Genomic DNA, 19,468 nt, shown 5'->3' with positions numbered 1-19,468 from the left:
GTTCTTGATGTAGTCGGCATGTCCTGGGCAGTCCACGTGCGCGTAGTGGCGTTTCTCGGTCTCATATTCGACGTGGGCAATGGCAATCGTGATGCCGCGCTCGCGCTCCTCGGGCGCTTTGTCGATCTGGTCGAAAGCGATGTACTTGTTGGCGGCGTTGGCTTTGGCCAGCACTTTGGTGATCGCCGCCGTCAAGGTCGTCTTGCCATGGTCGATATGGCCGATGGTGCCCACGTTCACATGCGGTTTCGTTCGCTCAAATTTCTTCTTTGCCATAAGAGTTTGTCATCCTCCATTGTGCTCAGTGCATCTGTGCTCAGAGGTTGCACCTTTGCGACAGCACACTCTTTGTCTTTACTCCTCATCCAGTCTGCATGCTGGACAAACTTTAAAAGATAGCAGTACGATACCCGGTAGGCCGTGCCTCTGATTTCGGCACCGGGTAGGGCCGAATAGTCGATTTTGACGAAATTATCAGGTAATTCCGCCGGGGGCCGATAAATCGGCGCTGCCCGCGATCAATCGGGGCCTACGACCCTATGGGACGGTTGATCGCACCCATCGTCGATTTATCCGTCTGTTGCCGGTTTATTTCATCAAACGTTGTTATCGCGGTGCGCTTTAGCGAGTCGCTTTGGCGATAATTGTATCGCCGATGCCTCGCGGCACCGGATCGTAGTGTGCAAACTCCATCGAATAGTTGGCGCGACCGCTGGTCATTGAACGGAGGTCATTCACGTAGCCGAACATTTCGGCGAGGGGAACATGGCCTCGCACTACCACCATTGATCCTCGATTATCCATACCCAGGATAGTTCCACGGCGACGATTGAGATCACCAATTACGTCACCATAGAATTCTTCTGAAGTGGTTACCTCTACCAACATCACCGGTTCAAGTAGGATTGGAGCTGCTTTGCGAACGGCCTCTTTGATTGCCAGCGAACCGGCGGTCTTGAAGGCCATTTCACTTGAGTCAACCTCGTGGTATGACCCATCATACAGTGTGGCTTTCACATCGATCATTGGATAGCCGGCAATTATACCATTTTCCAATGTCTCGCGAATACCATTTTCAACAGGTTTGATATATTCCTTGGGTATCACGCCGCCGACGATGGCATTGATGAACTCAAAGCCCTTGCCACGCTCGTTGGGGGCCACGCGGATCCATACGTCACCGTATTGGCCATGGCCGCCAGTCTGACGGACATGTTTGCCTTGAGCCTGGGCTTCGCGCGTGATGGTCTCTCGATAGGCGACCTGCGGGCGGCCCACATTTGCCTCGACCTTGAATTCGCGGAACAGGCGATCAACAATCACTTCGAGGTGCAGTTCACCCATACCGCGGATGATCGTCTGGCCGGTTTCCACATCGGTACGCAACTGGAATGTGGGGTCTTCTTCCGCCAATTTATTCAAGGCAATTGCCATTTTATCCTGGTCCGCGCGTGTCTTCGGTTCGATAGCGATTTCAATGACCGGCTCCGGGAAACTGATCGCTTCCAGGATAATAGGGGCTTGCGCGGCGCACAAGGTATCGCCGGTAAAGGTATTGCGCAGTCCAACGGCGGCACAGATATCACCGGCGCGGATTTCATCGATATCCTCGCGGTGATTGGCGTGCATACGCAGCAGTCGTCCGATACGTTCGGTTTTGTCCTTGGTACTATTCTGGACGGCGGCACCTTTTGTGAGGGTGCCGGAATAGACGCGCAAGTAGGCCAGGCGTCCAACGAAAGGATCTGAGACGATCTTGAACGCGAGGGCGCTGAAAGGTGCGTCGTCGCTTACTTCGCGAGTAACGACCTGACCGGTATCGGGATCGATGCCGGTAGGAGCAGGGATATCGAGAGGAGAAGGAAGATAGGCAATGACGGCATCCAGCATTGCCTGCACGCCCTTGTTCTTCAAGGCTGAGCCACAAAGCACCGGCACCAGAGTGCCAGCGATGGTAGCGCGACGTAGTGCCGCGATTAACTCCTCTTTCGTAATCGGCTCGCCCTCAAGATACTTGAGGGTCAACTCCTCATCTGTTTCGGCCACACGCTCGATCAGAAATTCCCGATGCTGCGCGACCTCGGACTCCATGCTTGTTGGAACCTGCGTATGCTCGGATTTTGTGCCCAGGTCATCCGTAAAGATAACGGCCTGCTGCTCAATGAGATCTATAAAACCTTTAAAGCTGCTTTCTTGCCCCACCGGTATCTGGATCGGGACCGGTACGGCGCCAAGGCGCTCACGGATCATTTCCACCGTGCGCCAGAAATCGGCACCAACGCGGTCCATTTTATTCACGAAGCAGATACGAGGGACGTTATACTTATTCGCCTGGCGCCATACGGTTTCAGATTGTGGTTCGACGCCGGCGACGGCATCAAACACCACAACGCCACCATCGAGCACACGTAGAGAGCGCTCGACCTCGGCGGTAAAATCGACGTGGCCGGGGGTGTCGATGATGTTGATGCGATGATCGAGCCAGAAGCAGGTGGTAGCGGCGGACGTGATGGTAATACCGCGCTCCTGCTCCTGGGGCATCCAGTCCATGGTGGCAGCGCCCTCATGAACCTCACCCATACGGTGAATCTTCTTCGTATAGAAGAGGATGCGCTCGGTCGTGGTCGTCTTACCGGCATCAATATGAGCTATAATACCAATATTTCTGGTTTTTTCGAGTGGAAATTCTCTTGACATGTATAGTTACCAACGGTAATGGGCGAAAGCCTTATTACTTTCGGCCATTTTGTGCGTCTCCTCACGCTTCTTAATAGTTGCGCCTTGCCCGGCGGCAGCGTCCATGAGTTCGCTGGCGAGCTTTTCCGCCATGCTTTTGCCGGTACGCGAACGTGCTGAGCGAATGAGCCAGCGCATAGCGAGTGCGTTGCCGCGCTCTCTACGAATATCTACGGGAACCTGGTAGGTTGAGCCACCGACGCGGCGGGGTTTTACTTCCAGGGTGGGCGTGGCATTTTTGAGCGCCTGCTCGAACACATCAAGCGGGGGACGCTTCTGCCGCGCCTCAATCGTATCGAAAGCATCATAGAGGATACGCTCGGCAAGGCTGCGTTTTCCATCCAACATTAACTTACCAATGAAACGGGATACGTTCCGGCTCTTAAATTTTGCGTCCGGCACGTCTGGCCGCCGCACCACTTTTTTACGTCTTGGCAAAGTCTGCCTGCCTTCCTTATTGCTTGAGTCGTTTCTCTTGCAAGCTCTCTCAGTCCGTAAACACCACAAAAGGCGTCGCTAGATTGTCTGGGACCGGAGACCCTGTGGTCAACCGGCGCGCAACAATCTCTACGCGGACGCCTGGCGCGAGTGCCTATCCAGCGTGCAGTACCTTCTTTAAGACACAGAAGAAGGTAAGATCGATACACAGGAGGACACTCGACACTCATCAAGAAGAGGCGAATATTGATGTTAAGCTTTCGCCTCTCTGATGATTCCGATTTGCCGACCTACCTGAGGCGTTCAGGTGGTATCGTTCGGGTAGACGCTGTATTTCGCCTACCACATTTTACTTCCTACCGCCCTTAGCGGCGGCGGCCTGTCCGGGTTTTGGCCGTTTGGCTCCATATTTGGAGCGGCCACGACGGCGTTTTGCGACTCCATCGCTATCCAGAGTACCGCGGACGATGTGATAGCGGACGCTAGGCAAATCTTTCACGCGGCCACCACGGATGAGGACGACGGAGTGTTCCTGTAAATTGTGCCCTTCACCAGGGATGTAGGCCGTCACTTCCATCTGGTTGCTTAAGCGAACGCGGGCAATTTTGCGCATTGCCGAGTTCGGCTTTTTGGGCGTCATGGTACGCACCTGAGTGCAAACGCCACGTTTCTGAGGCGAGCCTTTCAGGCGCGAAGTCCGGTTTTTCAGCGCGTTGTAGGAGTACAGCAGCGCCGGGGCCTTGACTTTTTCCTTCTTTTGCGAGCGGCCCTTACGGATCAATTGATTGATCGTCGGCAATGGATAATTTCTCCCTATGCTTATTTTTTAGAATGATAACCGGGCGCATTGCTGTGCCCGACACTTAGAACAGGGCGCGGAGTTCACCGCGCCCATTATCACTTGTTTGCAGAACCTTATGATATCACTCATCTTCGAGGCTGTCAAGTGTCAGGCCAAGAGTACCGGCTCCATTGCTACCGCCTGCCGCAACACTGGCGACCGGGGTAGCCTGGGCGGCCAGTCGCGCGGCAGCTGCCTGCTGGCGCGCGATCTGCTCGCGGCGTCGCTGGGCGATGCCGGAGCCTGCCGGGATGAGCTTACCAATGATCACGTTTTCTTTGAGGCCGGTCAGGTGATCGGTCTGGCCCTCAATTGCCGCCTCTGTCAACACTTTCGTCGTCTCGATGAAGGACGCGGCGGCGAGGAAGCTATCGGTGTTGAGCGAAGCCTTGGTGATACCGAGCAGAACGGTCTGGGCCGTGGCGGGTTCTCCACCTTCCGCCAGCACGCGGGCATTGGTATCCGCGTAGACGAAGCGATCGACCAGGTCGTTCGGCAGCATATCGGTATCGCCGGTTTCCTCTACACGCACGCGACGAAGCATCTGACGGACAATGACCTCAATATGTTTGTCGTTGATATAGACGCCGGTATTACGATAGACGCGCTGTACTTCTTTGATCAAGTACATCTGGACGGCTGCAGGACCCTGGATGCGCAGGACATCCTGGGGATCGCGCTGGCCGGCGGTGATGGGCGTGCCAGCATAAATCTTCTGGCCAGATGTCACCGTAATGTTGCGTGCTGCCGGAACGGGATACGAGCGCTCTTCTCGCTCCTCGAAGCGGATGGTCAGCATGCCTTCGGCATTGATGATTACCTCGCCCTCGGTGCGAGCATCTACTTTCTGCGGCTCGTTGCCATCTTCAGCCGGCATCAGAGCAATAGTTTGATCCTTGTGTACATGATCCTTATCAGCGACGAGTACATCGCTGCCAGAGGGCAGTGGATATTCGTCGAAGAAGACGTTGGTGGATACGACGCGTACTGTGCGTGCGTTCGTATTCTCGTCTTTGATGATCTCGACCACGCCGTCGATTTCGCTGATTTCGGCCTTGTCCTTGGGGACGCGAGCCTCGAACAGTTCTTCGACGCGCGGCAAGCCCTGGGTGATGTCACCCTGCGCGCCCGCGATACCACCGGTGTGGAAGGTACGCATGGTCAACTGCGTGCCCGGTTCGCCAATGGACTGCGCGGCGATGATACCGACTGCCGCGCCAAGACTGACCAGCGAGTTGGCGGCAAGGTCCCGGCCATAGCACTTGCGGCAGACGCCCTTGCGAGCGAGACAGCCGAGTACCGAGCGGACGCGCACGGCCTTGATACCGGCGTTGATGATATCTTCAACGATTTCTTCGGTCAGTTCGTCGCCTGGTTCCACGTTGTCAATGCCGGGGATGGCCTCGAGGAGCACGCGACCCTTCAGGCGATCACGCATATCGGGCAGCATCATATCTTTGCTGTCCTCATCCGTAATCAGAATACCTTCGGTAGAGCCGCAATCTTCCTCGGTGACGATGACATCCTGGGCCACATCGATCAAGCGGCGGGTCAGGTAACCGGATTCCGCGGTACGCAGGGCGGTATCGGCCAGACCCTTACGAGCGCCGTGGCTACTGATGAAGTACTCGAGTACGCTCAAGCCTTCGCGGAAGTTGCCACGAATTGGAATATCGATGATCTTACCTGATGGGCTTGCCATCAAGCCACGCATGCCTGACAACTGGCGGATCTGCTGGAACTTTGCCTTGGTTGCGCCTGACTTGGCGATGGTATAGATCGAGCCGTATGGGTCAAGGGTTGCCTCAACCATTTTGGTCACGTTTTCGGTCGCCTCGTTCCAGGCATCGACCGTTTGCTGGTATTTCTCGTTGTCGGTGATCAGACCTTCACGATACTGCTCTTCCAGTTCGGCGATCTTGGCATCGGCCTTAGCCAGTTCCTCTTGCTTACCGGTTGGCACCTTGACATCGCTGATGGCGATGGTGACGCCACACTTAGTGGCATAGGAGAAACCGAGGCGCTTGATTTCGTCGGCCAGTTCGGCGGTTTTGACGCGTCCATACTCCTTGAAGCACTCGCCGATGAGCTGCCTCAAGTTCTCCTTTTTCATAGCATAGTTCTTGAAGCGCAGGCGCTCCGGCAGGGCCTCGTTCAGGATGATACGCCCGACGGTGGTAGTCACGAGCTTGCCATTGGCCGATATGGTGGCCTTAGCCGGTGGTGGCTCATCGTAGACATCTACATCGCCCAGGCGCACTTTGATAAGGGCCTGTAGATCGATGACGCCGTGCTGGTAGGCCAGCATGGCTTCGGTCGTGTTGGTGAAGACACGTCCTTCGCCTTTCTTGGCGGGACGATCCTGTGTCAGGTAGAAGCAGCCAAGTACCATGTCCTGGCTGGCGCCGATGGATGGCTCGCCGGTCGCCGGTGAGAGCAGGTTGCGTGTTGAGAGCATGAACCTGCGGGCCTCATCCTGGGCCTTGTCGGACAGCGGAACGTGTACGGCCATCTGGTCACCATCGAAGTCAGCGTTGAAAGCTGAACAGACGAGCGGGTGCAACTGGATGGCGCTGCCCTCGACCAGCACTGCCTCGAACGCCTGAATGCCCAGGCGGTGCAGCGTTGGCGCGCGGTTCAGCAGGACGGGATGGTCTTTAATGACCTCTTCGAGTACGTCCCATACTTCCGGCTTGACACGCTCAACGAAGCGCTTCGCGCTCTTGATATTGTGGGCGAAGTTCTGCTCCACCAGCTTGCGCATGACGAACGGCTTGAAGAGCTCCAGAGCCATCTTCTTGGGCAGGCCGCACTGGTGCAACTTCAAGTCGGGGCCAACCACGATGACCGAACGGCCAGAGTAGTCGACGCGCTTACCGAGGAGGTTCTGGCGGAAGCGGCCCTGCTTACCCTTGAGCATGTCGGACAGGCTCTTGAGCTTGTGGTTGCCGGAACCGGCGACGGCGCGACCACGGCGACCGTTGTCGATCAGCGCATCACATGCTTCTTGCAGCATGCGCTTCTCGTTGCGGATGATGATTTCAGGCGCGCCCAGTTCGAGCAACCTCTTCAGGCGGTTGTTGCGGTTAATGACGCGCCGGTACAGGTCGTTGAGGTCGGATGTGGCGAAGCGGCCACCGTCGAGCTGTACCATGGGGCGCAGGTCGGGCGGCAGCACCGGCAAGACCGTGAGGATCATCCACTCCGGCGAGGTGCCGGATTTGCGGAAAGCCTCGACGACTTTCAGGCGCTTGGTGGCCTTTTTGCGGCGCTGACCAACGGTTGAGCTGATCTCGTGGCGCAGGTCGGCGGCCAGTTTGTCCAGGTCGATGCTGGCGATCAGCTCGCGCACGGCCTCAGCTCCCATACCCGCACGGAAGACGTGGGAGCCAAAGGAGTCGCGCAGCTCGCGATAGCGATTTTCCTGGAGCAGGTCCATCTTTTTCAGGCCTTCCAGGTCGCGGCGCAGCTGTTCGAGGCGCTGGCGTCTATCGGTGCGCTGGGATTCGAGTTGCGTCTGCACGTTGTCGATCTGTCCCTGGTAGTCCAGGCGAACGCGCTCGGCCTCTTGATCTACCTGCGCGCGCATCTCTTCAAGCTCGCGGCGGGCATTTTCGGCGATATCGTTGCGCGATGTTTCGGCCACGCGCTCCAGGATTTCCAGGTCTCTGGGCGCGACGACATCGCCGGCTTTGACGATGACGCGGTCGGTTGGTTCAAAGACGATATCGTCGTCGGCTTCCTGGCCCATATATTCACGCAGCAGCGCCCGTGTGTCGATTTCGGCCTGGCGAGCGGCTTCCAACTCCTGCTCGCGGCGGGCCTCGATCTCGTGCAGGGCATCGGCGATGCGATTCCTGGCATCGAGGATATCACCTTCGCGCTTTTCTTTCAAGCTATCGACGCGTTCGACGACCTGTTCGTCGAGGTTCTGTTCGAGGTTCATAAGTTCCTCGTCCAGGCGCATCAATTCCTGCTGGCGCGCCTCTTCGTCGATGTGCGTCACGACGTAGAGGGCGAAGTAGAGGATGCGCTCCAGGTTACGCGGCGAGAGGTCGAGCAAGAGACCGATGCGGCTCGGCGTCCCCTTGAAGTACCAGATGTGGCTGACGGGGGAGGCGAGTTCGATATGGCCCATGCGCTCGCGACGCACCTTTGAGCGGGCAACTTCTACGCCGCACTTGTCGCAGACGATGCCTTTAAAGCGCACGCGCTTGTATTTGCCGCAGTAGCACTCCCAGTCCTTGGTGGGACCGAAGATGCGCTCGCAGAAGAGGCCATCTTTTTCCGGCTTCAGCGTGCGGTAGTTGATGGTTTCCGGTTTCGTGACTTCGCCATAGCTCCAACTGCGGATCTGGTCCGGGCTGGCCAGGCTGATACGTATTGCGTTAAAATCGTTTACTTCAAGCATCAGTTACTCCTTTTTTATTGATCTCCTTCGAAACCGGATAGATTGATGCCGAGTTCGGGCATGACATCGTTGGAGGTGTCTTCGACGAATTGAATTTTTTGCTCGTCTTCGTTGAGGACTTCGACATTGATGCCGAGGCTCTGTAACTCTTTTACTAAGACTTTAAAGGATTCGGGCACGCCCGGTTCCATGATGTTTTCGCCTTTGACGATGGCTTCGTAGGTTTTGACACGGCCTACGACATCGTCGGATTTGACGGTCAGGATTTCTTGCAGGATGTTGGCGGCGCCATAGGCTTCCAACGCCCAGACTTCCATTTCGCCGAAGCGCTGGCCGCCGAACTGTGCTTTACCACCGAGCGGCTGCTGGGTGATGAGGCTGTATGGGCCGGTCGAGCGGGCATGCACCTTATCTTCGACGAGGTGCGCCAGCTTGAGCATGTAGGTGTAGCCGACGGTAATCGGGTTATCGAACGGCTCGCCGGTGCGCCCATCGAACAACTGCACTTTGCCGGTGGCGGGCAGGCCCGCGCGCATGAGTACTTCTTCGATGTCCTCTTCGCTGGCTCCGTCGAAGACGGGAGTGGCGATCTTGAAGCCGAGTTCGTGAGCGGCCCAGCCCAGGTGCGTTTCCATGATCTGGCCGATGTTCATGCGGTGAGGCACGCCCAACGGGTTCAGAATGATATCGACCGGCGTGCCATCTGGCAGGAACGGCATATCTTCCATGGGTAACACGCGTGAGATGACGCCTTTGTTACCGTGGCGACCGGCCATTTTGTCGCCGGCGCCGATCTTGCGCTTCTGGGCAATGCTGACGCGCACAAGCTGGTTGACACCTGGCGGCAGTTCGTCGCCAGCATCACGCGAGAAGACTTTGACCTCGACGACTTTGCCGCGCTCGCCGTGTGGCACGCGCAATGAGGTGTCTTTGACTTCACGCGCTTTTTCACCGAAGATGGCGCGCAGCAGTTTTTCTTCGGCGGTCAGTTCGGTCTCGCCTTTGGGCGTGATTTTGCCGACGAGGATGTCCTGCGGGCCGACTTCGGCGCCGACATAGATGATGCCGCGCTCGTCGAGGTTGCGCAGTCCCTCTTCACCGACGTTGGGTATGTCGCGGGTGATTTCTTCGGGACCGAGCTTGGTGTCGCGAGCGTCGATTTCGTACTTTTCTATATGGATCGAGGTGAAGAGATCTTCACGCACGATACGTTCGCTGATGAGGATGGCGTCTTCGAAGTTGCCACCTTCCCAACTCATGAATGCGACGAGGATGTTCTGGCCGAGGGCGAGTTCACCCAGTTCTGTGGATGAGCCGTCGGCGATGACCTCGCCTGCTCTCACGTAGTCACCCTTGCGCACGATGGGACGCTGGTTGATGCAGGTTCCGGCGTTGGACCGCACAAATTTGCGCAGGCGATAGGTATGCAATTCGCCCTCTTCGTCGATGATCTGAATCTGGCGAGCAGTGGCGCTGACGACCTCACCGTCAACATCGCTGACGGCGACCTGGCCGGAGTCGATGGCGACCTGGCGTTCGATGCCGGTGCCGCAAATGGGCGACTGCGGGCGCAGCAGCGGTACTGCCTGGCGCTGCATGTTGGCGCCCATAAGCGCGCGGTTTACGTCGTCATGCTCCAGGAACGGGATGAGCGCGGTAGCGACACTGACGGTCTGGCGCGGGCTGACATCCATGTAGTCCATTTTGTCGGCGCTGTCCATGACGAAGTCACCCTGGTAACGGGCGAGGACGCGCTCTTCGACGAATTCGCCGTTATCAGTCAGCCTGGCGTTGGCCTGAGCGATCCAGAAATTTTCTTCGTCGTCGGCGGTGCGATAATCGACTTCGTGCGTGACGAAAGGTTTGATACGCACTTCGGCGCTGCCTACTGCTTCCTGCAGGCGAGCGAACAGGCGCTCGTCGATGCGGGGGCGAGTGCGAGCCGGTATGATGACTTCGCCATCGGGAGTTTTGACATCTTCGTTTTCGTGTCCGATGACGCCACGGAATTCGCGACCGATCAAGGCCGGGTCATCGGCCCGCAGGCGTTTATAGACCTTGCGATACGGCGTTTCGATGAAGCCGTAGGGGTTGATCTGACCATAGGTTGCGAGGTTGCCGATGAGGCCGATATTGGGGCCTTCAGGCGTCTCGATAGGACAGATGCGACCATAGTGCGAGCGATGCACGTCACGGACATCGAAACCGGCGCGCTCGCGGGAGAGACCACCGGGGCCAAGGGCGGAGAGACGGCGCTTATGACCGATTTCCGCCAGGGCGTTGGTCTGATCCATAAACTGCGAGAGCTGGCTGCCGCCGAAGAATTCCTTCATAGCGGCGACGACGGGCCGGATATTGATGAGCGCGTTGGGCGTGGCCTGTCCTGGCTCCTGGATGCTCATGCGCTCTTTCACGACGCGCTCCATACGCAGCAGGCCAACGCGGAACTGGCTTTGAATCAGTTCGCCGACGCAGCGCACGCGGCGGTTGCCGAGGTGGTCGATGTCATCTTTGCGGCCATGGCCGTTGTTCAACTGCACCAGGCGACGAATGATGTTGACCAGGTCATCCTGGGTAAGGATGCGGTGGCTCTGCGGCACCGAGAGATCGAGCTTGCGATTGAGCTTATAGCGTCCGACGCTGCCGAGGTCGTAGCGACGACCGTTAAAGAACATGTTCTTGACCAGCGCGCGGGCGTTGTCAATGGTGGCCGGATCGCCGGGGCGCATTTTTTTATAGAGTTCGAGCAGGGCCTCGTCCTCGCGTTTGACGGGATCGCGGTCGAGCGTGGCCTGGATGTAGCGCACATTAGGATCGGTATCCACATCGCGGAAGGCGTCGAGGATGCCCTGATCGCTGGTGAGGTCCAACTGTTCGCCATACCACTGCTCTTTAGCGAGGGAGGCGATGGCGCGCAGCAGGGTTGTGACCGGCAGCTTGCGCTTGCGGTCGATTTTGACGGTGAGCAAGTTTTTGTTGCTGGTTTCGAACTCAAGCCAGGCGCCGCGGCCAGGGATGAGTTTGGCAGCATAGAGCTTACGGCCAGTCGTGGCATCCTCGTCGGCGGTGAAGTAGACGCCGGGGGAGCGAACGAGCTGGCTGACAACGACGCGCTCAGCGCCATTGATGATGAAGGTACCCTGTTTGGTCATGAGGGGAAAGTCCCCCATGAAGATGTCCTTCTCGATGATTTCGCCGGTTTCTTTATTGGTGAGGCGGGCCTTGACGGTGAGCGGCGCATTGTAGGTGGCGTCGCGGTCGCGGCACTCGTCCTCAGTATATTTGGGCTTACCGAAAGGCTCGGGTGGGACGATAAATTCGAGTTTCAGATTTTTGCCGGTAAAGTCTTCAATAGGAGAGATTTCGTCAAAGAGTTCGCGCAGACCTTCTTTCTTAAACCATTCAAAGGAATCAAGCTGAATCTGGATCAGGCCGGGCATGGGGCGGATGTCGGGAATGCGCGCGAATGAGACGCGCTCCGGCAGCGTGACTGCCCTGGTAGTAACGGACATAGGTAAAGTTCTCCTCTCACAGAATGGCCCACGGTGGTAGGCCGGGATTGATTGAGGCGGGTGATTACCCGAACCATGAAACGAGAAAACGTATAAAAGATAATTGCACTATGACAAGAAAAGTAACCGCTAGCCGCGCCAACTGTGCGTTCGCAATGCGGTTACTTGAGACTTGTGCTACGTGTACGATCTATTTTTGATCCTCCCACAAACACGACCCCACGGTAGAATACAAAGACGATTGCCCAATCTATAATACCAAAACATGCTGGCAAATTCCCACAGGGTGGTACTATTGTCAGGGCGCCCGGCGAGGACAGGCACAAAGCGCTGTCCCTACGGAGGTTGCGCATTATTTCCGTTCCGGCAACGGGCGACCAGCAGGGTACGCTCCCACGATAAATGGACGGTCCATGTTGTTAAAAGGCTTCACTAAAGAAAGGGGTGATCGATGTTCATAATCACCGTCGGCGCAAACCGGTGAAGCCTTGCAACATGTTAAGAACCCGGAAATAGGGAACATGCTGGAAGTTCCCACGCTCCCTTCCCATACATGGGTCTTCCCGTGCTTACGCTTTAATGGTTGCAGCGTGATAGCCTGTGCAGATCAACATAGACCAGCCGCCAATCGACATAGCCTGTTGGTTAAGCTGTGTGAGAGGAGGCGGTGAACCCTTATGCATGTAGTACCCTTACGTTGGTGTCGGGGAATGTTGTTCTATGGCCAAATTCGTGTTTCGTTTTTCTTTGCCTATCACTGTGTCATGTATCGTTTGATATTTTCACCGGATACTGAACAGACACTCGTACAGGATGAAGTATACTACCTTGTTCAAGAGATGTCAAGAGTTTTTGGGGTAATTTTCCCAAAAACGAATAAAATTCGTGGAATTGGGACAAAGGTAGCTTCGAAAGAGATAACAATGGAGGAGGGGAGATTATTCCCGGAAGGGGGGCGTCCTCGCCGGCTTGCGCAAGCATTCGGGTTAGTCAATGAAGACGAGATCGTTCATGAGGATAGGCCGGTACAGAATTATTCCCCACGCTACATTTACCTCGTGCTTGAAGCCTATCGACGGGAGAAGATTTCCCTCGGAAAGTTAGCAGAATTGCTTTCAATAGAAATTGCCGAAGCACGAGAACTCGTCTGGGACCTGGAAATGGATTCTAAAGAAGAACTACTCAGCGAAGATTAAATTCCGGTTGATCTGCCGGACGCATCTTCCGGCAGATCAACCGGAATTTAATCTTCGCTGACGCGCAACAGTTGGTGGACTGCCGGACGAAAGGCGACGCGAAGCATAGCGCCCAGGGCGATGAGACAGATGAGGATCAGCAGGCCGAGAGTGATGGCCAGCAGGGCATAAGGCAGAACGATGCGGACGGGTGGAGCATCCTGCAGGATGAAGAACTGTGTTGTGCTGATGGGCTGGCTGCCGCTTGTGTTGAGGACGGTGGTAAAGACGAGCCTGGGCAGGACGATGGCGGAGAAGATGAGGCCGGTGGCGATGCCAAGGACAATAGATACTATATAGATGATGGATTGCTCGCAGGTGAGGAGAGCGGCGATTTCGCGTGGGGTGCTGCCGAGGGCACGCAGGATGATGAAGTCTGGCAGGCGGCTGCGCGCGCTTTGCCAGGCGAGGGCGAGGTTGCCAACGAGGGCAAGCAGGACGACGGTTGCCACGCCGAGGTACAACACGACGATGAGGGTGAGATAGAGCGGATCATTGCTGAGGCTGTTGATAATGGCACGCCGGTCGCTAAGGTTAACGAGCTGGAGGGGACCGGCGGTGAGGGCGGCGCGAACGCTGGCGAGCGAGGCGGGATCATCGCGGGTGCGCAGCCAGATGTTGGTGGGGGTAACACCCTGGTTATTGACGGCGGCGGAGTAGTCGGAGTAGCTCTGGAAATCGGCAAGGAGGCCACCAAAAGCGCTGGAATCGGTGGCACTGGAGGAATAGGGACTGTCATTGATGGTTGGGATATGGGTGACCTGGGCAACGACGAGGGCATTGACGGGGTTGTTGGGGTCGTTGATGGTGAAGCGGGAGCCAACTGAAAGGTTGAGCTGGTTGGCTGTCGCGGTATCGATGATGACGGGGACGACTTTTTGCGAGGCCACCAGGGAGCGATGGGCAATGAGTTGCTGCATAAGGGAGGTTGCCGATTGTGATGAGTCCTGCGATGTCCAGTAAGTTGTCTGGGCGTAGGTAGCGGCGTTGACGATGCGTATGTCGATGGAGGTATTGAAGGAACCTGCGGTGGCGGTAAGGAAATTAGCATAGCCGATGGTGGCGGAGGTGACGCCTGGGATATGACGGTAGAGGGCTTCTTGCTGCTGCCAGGAGTCAAAACTGACGATGCTGCCTACGGCGAAGGCGCCGCTGAAGTCGGAGCCGACCTGGTAGGCGGCGACATCCGGGATGCGCTGCGCCTGGGAAGCGGTAAAGGAGAGGGTAAATGTGGCGAAGGCGATGGCGAGGACGAGCAGGGTGGTGATGCGGAGGGCCTGACGCGGTGAGCGCGCAATGTGGGCAAGGGCGAGCATGGGGGTTGCGCTGCGGCTGCGAGATGCGAGCGATGAGGCAAGACGCAGGATGGATGGGAAGAGGCGGAGCAGGAGCAGTGCGCAGGCGAGCAGGAGGAAGAGGGCGCCTGCGACGGTGGTGGCCGGTAAAATAAGCGTGCGGACGCGATCATCGAGAACGCCGGGAGTGGTGATATAGAGCGAAAAGGCAAAGCCTATAATGGCGATGAGAGCGGCGGCGAGGTCGAGACGCATACGCTGCCAGAACGGTTGATGTGTGGAACGGGCAGTTTCGCGTCGTAAGGCGAGCATGTCGATGCGAACTGCGCGTATGATGGCGAAAGCCATGGCGAGTATGGCGACGGCGATGGTGAGCAGGACGGGCCAGCGCAATCCCCAGGCGACCTGCAAGGGATTCTGCGTTATGAGGCTAATGATGGCTCGATCTGCTGGAGCAAGGGTAAGCAGGGTAATGAAGGAGGCAATGAGTATGGCAAGAAATGGGCCGGCAAGAAGGGCAAAGATGGCGACGGCAAGGCTCTGTACGATCAAGGCAGCGAAGACCTGGCGGCGACTGGCGCCGCGACTGCGCAGGAGAGCGATAGCCTGGTTCTGGCGGTCTACGAGCAGGGCGGTCATGATGCTGACGAAGAAGAGGATGAGCCCGGCGATGAGATAGGTGAGGCTATCCAGGGGGACGCTGATGACGGTGATGCGGCTGCTATAGCCGTCCAGGACATCGAGAGGGGCGATAGCGGAGGTGTGATCGAAGAAAGGAGGGTCGGAGGGATAGTTGGAAAGGTCATTGAGGATGGTTTTGAGCCGCGAGTTGAAGTCATCGAGGCTATGAATATCAAGATGCGCGGTGCCGAGGGAATAGTAGGTATAGAGGTCGAAAGGGGATGCGATGCCGAGGTCGGCAACGGTGAGGCCGGAGCCGAGAGGAGCGATAGCCGCACGGAGCATTTGATTGATAACGGTGAGCATTGCCTGGTTGGAGACGAGCGCGGGATAGCGTTCGGGTGGTTCGCCTGGGCCTACAGGTTTGAAGAGCTGGCCAGGGGCAAAGGTTTCGCCATGCCAGAACAGGTCATCTGATACAGGAAGTTTGAAGAGGCCGACGATGTGTAACGGGAGTTTGAGTGTTTCTGCCTGTTCAAAAGGATATTTCTGCAAGGGAATGACGTAGACGAACTGTACGAAGATGGTCGAGCCGATGGTGGCGTGCAGAAGAGCGGCGCTCTGGGGCGTGATGGCAATCTCAATAGTTTGAGCCGCATCCTGGGGAAGTCGTCCCTGGACAAGCTGGAGATGCTGACTGGCCTGAGAGATTGGGAAGCCAAGCATGGCAACCTGGTCTGGTGAGGGTAACAGCATAGGTTTACCAGAGGGGCGGGTAGTTCGCATCTCATAGAGGGGCAAGGAGTTACGGGCGGAGAACTCTTGCGGGCCGTCGATATATTGACCGAGGGCGAAATGAGCCTTAGCGTCGATCTGGCTTTCGTCTCGCTGGATGGCGTATGGAGAGAGTGCCGCGGCGGTACTATGCACGATGACGTAGGGGCCGGAGGGGGCGGTTTTGAGGGCATCACGCAAGCCGGCGCTGATGGCGACGTTGGAATAGAGGGGGACGAGACATACGAGGATGACGGCGGTAAGGATGCCGGCGGCGATGAGGAGCAGGAGACGCCAGGTGCGGCGCAATTGCCAGAGTGAGAGTGTGATAGTGGAGTTGAATGGATTATTGCCGTGTGGATGCGGTTTTCTGGCATAGGTTTTTGTATAGGTGTGTGGCATATTTTTTCTCGATTCTAGCATTTTTGGTGAGAGATGATTCCCCATTTTTTCAGGCATGGCATTTAATCCTCGTTCAATCTGAGAGTCTGGGCGATGGATGGGCGGGAGGCAATGCGGAGCATGATGCCGAGCGCGATGGCACAGATGACGACCAGGACGGCGAGAGCGATAACGATCGATAGAGAAGGAATAACGAGCTGGATGGGTGGGACGTTCTGGACGACGTAAAATTCGCCGTTGGTGAGCTGGGCCTGACCGGGATTGGCGGCGATGGTGGTGAAGACGAAGTATGGAATGATGATGATGGAGAAGAGGAAGCCGGCGAGAAGGCCGGTGAGGAGGCCGGCGCTGTAGGTGATACCTTGTTCGAGGCCGATGACGGCGGCGATCTGGCGTGGAGCGCTGCCGAGGGCGCGCATGACGGCAAAGTTGGTGAGGCGGCTGCGGGCGCTGAGCCAGGAGACGGTGAGGTTGCCGAGCAGGGCAAGTACGAGAGCAAGGATAGAGCCAATGGCGAGGACGCCGGTGAGGGCCAGGTAGAGGGGGTCGTTGCTGAGACTCGCGCTGAGGGCACGGCGGTCGCTGATGTTGTCGAGTTGGAGGGAACTGCTATTGATGGCGCTGCGGACGCTGGCAAGCGAGCGGGAGTCATCGCGCGTGCGCAGCCAGATGGTGTTTGCTTCTATGTCGGAGCTGTTGATGTTGCGTGCAACAGTGGAGTAGGTGGCGAAGTCGACGAGGATGCCGCCAACGGTGGTAAAGTCGCCGGAGCCGACATTCTGGGTAGTGTCATTGATAGTGGGGATGTTGTTGACCTCGGCGATGGCGACGAAGTTCATGGTGCCGTGAAAGTCCACCAGGGAGAAATGCATGCCGGTGGAGAGATGGAGGGTTTGCCAGGCGGCAGCATCGACGATGGCAGGGACGACGTTGCTAGAGATGGCGCCGTTTCTGAGCGCGACGAGGTGAGCCATGAGGGGTGCGATGGGCTGGTCTGAATCTTGCTGGGGCCAGATGACGGTTTTCGCGTAGGAGCCGGCATTGACGGCACGCAGTTCGACGGTAGTGTAGATATTGGAGGCGGAGATATTCTCGGTCTGCACGTAGCCGGCGGTAACGGAGGTGACGCCGGGAATGCTGGCGTAGGATGCGACTTGCTGGTCGATCGGCCCACCGAAGATGGTGCTGGCGAGGGCGCCGCTGAAGTCGGAGCCGACCTGGTAGGCGGTAACATCGGGGATGCGTTGCAATTGGGAGGCGGAGAAGGTGAGGGTGAAGATTGTCATTGCGAGGGCGAACGCAAGCAGCATGGTCATGCGAATAGCTTGCCTGGGAGCACGGGCGATATGGGCGAGCGCGAGCATGGGCGTCGCGCCACGACCGCGGGCGGCGAGGGCCGCGGCTGCGCGTAGGAGAGATGGGAAGAGACGCAGGAAGAGCAGCACGCAGGCGAGGAGCAGAAAGAGGGTGCCGGCGAGGGCCGTTGTGGGGAGAATAAGAACGCGGGAGCGGACATCGAGGACGCCGGGGCTGGCGATGTAGAGAGTGAAGCCGAAGCCGGTGAGAGCAATAATGGCGGCGACGATATCCAGGCGCAGGCGCTGCCAGAAAGGCGGGCGCGTGGAACGGGCGGATTCACGGCGCATGGAGAGGATATCCGTGCGCACGGGACGGAGAATGGCAAGTATGATAGCGAAGAGGGCAACGGCAATCGTGCCGAGGACGGGCCAGCGCAGGTTCCAGAGCGACGGACCGATACTGGCGGTAATCAAGCCGAAGGCGGTCTGGTCTGATGGCGCAAGTACGTGCTGGACAAGCAGATAGGTGGCAAGAATGGCGAGCAGTGGGCCTATGATGAGAGCGATGATACTCAGGCCGAGACCCTGAACAAATATTGACGCGAAGACCTGGCGGCGGCTGGCTCCCCGGCTGCGCAGCATAGCGATGGCAGGGGCCTGGCGCTCGACGAGCAGGTCGGTCATGAGGCTGACGAAGAAGATGAGCAGGGCGACGATAAGCAAGGATATGCTCTCCAGCGGGACGCGCAGGACATTGATGCGGTTGCTATAGAGTTGCAGCAGGTCGATAGGTCCAGTGGATAGTGTATGAGTCACAAAAGGAGGGTCATTTGGAGGGGCACCTGCCATCTGATTCAAGGCAGTATTGAGGCCATTGAGCAGGTCGTTGAGCTTATTGCTATCGAGGCGAGCGTAATCGAAATCGTAGTACCAGTACAGGTCCAGGGGAGTGGACAGGTAGCCGCCATTGAGCGTGGGATTGGTAGTAAAGCGGTTAAAGACGGAGAGAAGTGTGCCATTGGAAGCGATGGCAGGAAAGCTGATGCCATAGGCGCCGACAGGTTGGGTCTGGAAGTTTTGCCCATGCCAGAATGGGTCGTTGGACTGCGGGAGATCGAAGATGCCGGTGATGTAGAGAGGAAGATAGCTGCTAGCTTGCTCGTCGTTCGCAACAGTGAAATTTACGACGACGCTGATGGCGGAACCTACGTGCAGGTTGAGCCTGCTGGCAGCGTCCTGGGTGATGGCTATTTCGATGCCGTAGCTTCGTGGGGCGGGCAATCTACCGGCGAGCAGTTTGACGTGGGGAAGCGCATTTTCGACGGGAGTGCCGATGAAGGTGATGAATTCGTTGGAGGTGGGCGAGTTGACGCTGAACTGGCCCTGGACGGAGAGAACAGGGGATTTTTTGAGAAACGGACCCATATTTTGCTGCATGATGGGAGTCAACTGGCCCTGAAAGTCCTGGATGGACGAGGGGACTACTTGATAAGAGACGCTGTGTACGGTGATGAATGAGTCGGTGGGGGAGGCTGCGAGGGTGTCGCGCAGTCCGGCGCTCATGGAAACCTGCGAGTAAAGCGGGACGATGCAAATGAGTACGACAGCTGCCAGAATACCGGTGCCAACGACGAGCAGCATGCGCCAGGATTGCCGCATCTGCCAGAGGGCTAAGGTGATAATGATCGAGAGTTGCTGCCTATTGTTGTCACGTTTAGGGCCAGCAGCGAGGCTGGAAGCAGTAGACCTGGAAATCTCGATTGTACCGGTTGTTCCGGCGGAGGGCGACCCGCTCCGGGTGGAGAGCAGCCTGCCGCTGATGGAGAGCGACCTCAAGGGTGCGCCCTTGCTATGCCCACGAGATGGATTGAGCATGTTTTGTTGTTGTTCGATGTTCATTACGAG

9 protein-coding genes are annotated in these 19,468 nt (G+C 57.3%); 1 reads left to right on the top strand and 8 read right to left on the bottom strand.

From position 1 onward, the window contains the following. The 6 genes from VFA09_09810 to VFA09_09785 all read right to left on the bottom strand — a co-directional run. Positions 1 to 276 (bottom strand): GTP-binding protein (locus VFA09_09810; GenBank protein HZU67563.1); only part of this gene is annotated, 276 nt, incomplete at its 3' end. A gap of 345 nt (positions 277 to 621) precedes the next feature. Further along, the gene (gene fusA, locus VFA09_09805) at positions 622 to 2,697 is read right to left on the bottom strand and encodes an elongation factor G (protein ID HZU67562.1); all 2,076 of its coding nucleotides are present in this window, start codon (positions 2,695 to 2,697) and stop codon (positions 622 to 624) included. A 6-nt stretch (positions 2,698 to 2,703) separates the two neighbouring features. Then, the gene (rpsG, locus tag VFA09_09800; protein HZU67561.1) at positions 2,704 to 3,174 is read right to left on the bottom strand and encodes a 30S ribosomal protein S7; all 471 of its coding nucleotides are present in this window, start codon (positions 3,172 to 3,174) and stop codon (positions 2,704 to 2,706) included. A gap of 349 nt (positions 3,175 to 3,523) precedes the next feature. Then, positions 3,524 to 3,973 (bottom strand): 30S ribosomal protein S12, encoded by a 450-nt coding sequence (gene rpsL, locus VFA09_09795; protein ID HZU67560.1) that lies wholly within the window; start codon positions 3,971 to 3,973, stop codon positions 3,524 to 3,526. Between the two features lie 124 nt (positions 3,974 to 4,097). Next, positions 4,098 to 8,426 (bottom strand): DNA-directed RNA polymerase subunit beta', encoded by a 4,329-nt coding sequence (rpoC, locus tag VFA09_09790; protein ID HZU67559.1) that lies wholly within the window; start codon positions 8,424 to 8,426, stop codon positions 4,098 to 4,100. 14 nt (positions 8,427 to 8,440) lie between these two features. Continuing rightward, on the bottom strand, positions 8,441 to 11,938 hold the full coding sequence (locus VFA09_09785) for a DNA-directed RNA polymerase subunit beta (GenBank protein ID HZU67558.1): 3,498 nt from the start codon (positions 11,936 to 11,938) through the stop codon (positions 8,441 to 8,443). A gap of 677 nt (positions 11,939 to 12,615) precedes the next feature. Here VFA09_09785 and VFA09_09780 point away from each other — a divergent pair. Further along, on the top strand, positions 12,616 to 13,134 hold the full coding sequence (locus tag VFA09_09780; protein ID HZU67557.1) for a hypothetical protein: 519 nt from the start codon (positions 12,616 to 12,618) through the stop codon (positions 13,132 to 13,134). 47 nt (positions 13,135 to 13,181) lie between these two features. Here VFA09_09780 and VFA09_09775 read toward each other — a convergent pair whose 3' ends face one another. Further along, the gene (locus VFA09_09775) at positions 13,182 to 16,265 is read right to left on the bottom strand and encodes an FtsX-like permease family protein (GenBank protein HZU67556.1); all 3,084 of its coding nucleotides are present in this window, start codon (positions 16,263 to 16,265) and stop codon (positions 13,182 to 13,184) included. 62 nt (positions 16,266 to 16,327) lie between these two features. Further along, positions 16,328 to 19,462 carry an FtsX-like permease family protein gene (locus VFA09_09770; GenBank protein HZU67555.1) on the bottom strand — a complete coding sequence of 1,045 codons (3,135 nt, stop codon included), beginning with the start codon at positions 19,460 to 19,462 and terminating at the stop codon, positions 16,328 to 16,330. Positions 19,463 to 19,468 lie beyond the last annotated feature (6 nt).

The organism is Ktedonobacteraceae bacterium (assembly GCA_035653615.1).
GTDB lineage: Bacteria > Chloroflexota > Ktedonobacteria > Ktedonobacterales > Ktedonobacteraceae > DASRBN01.
Note: the sequence above shows the minus strand (reverse complement) of the source record. Positions and strands in the feature narration are given on the sequence as shown.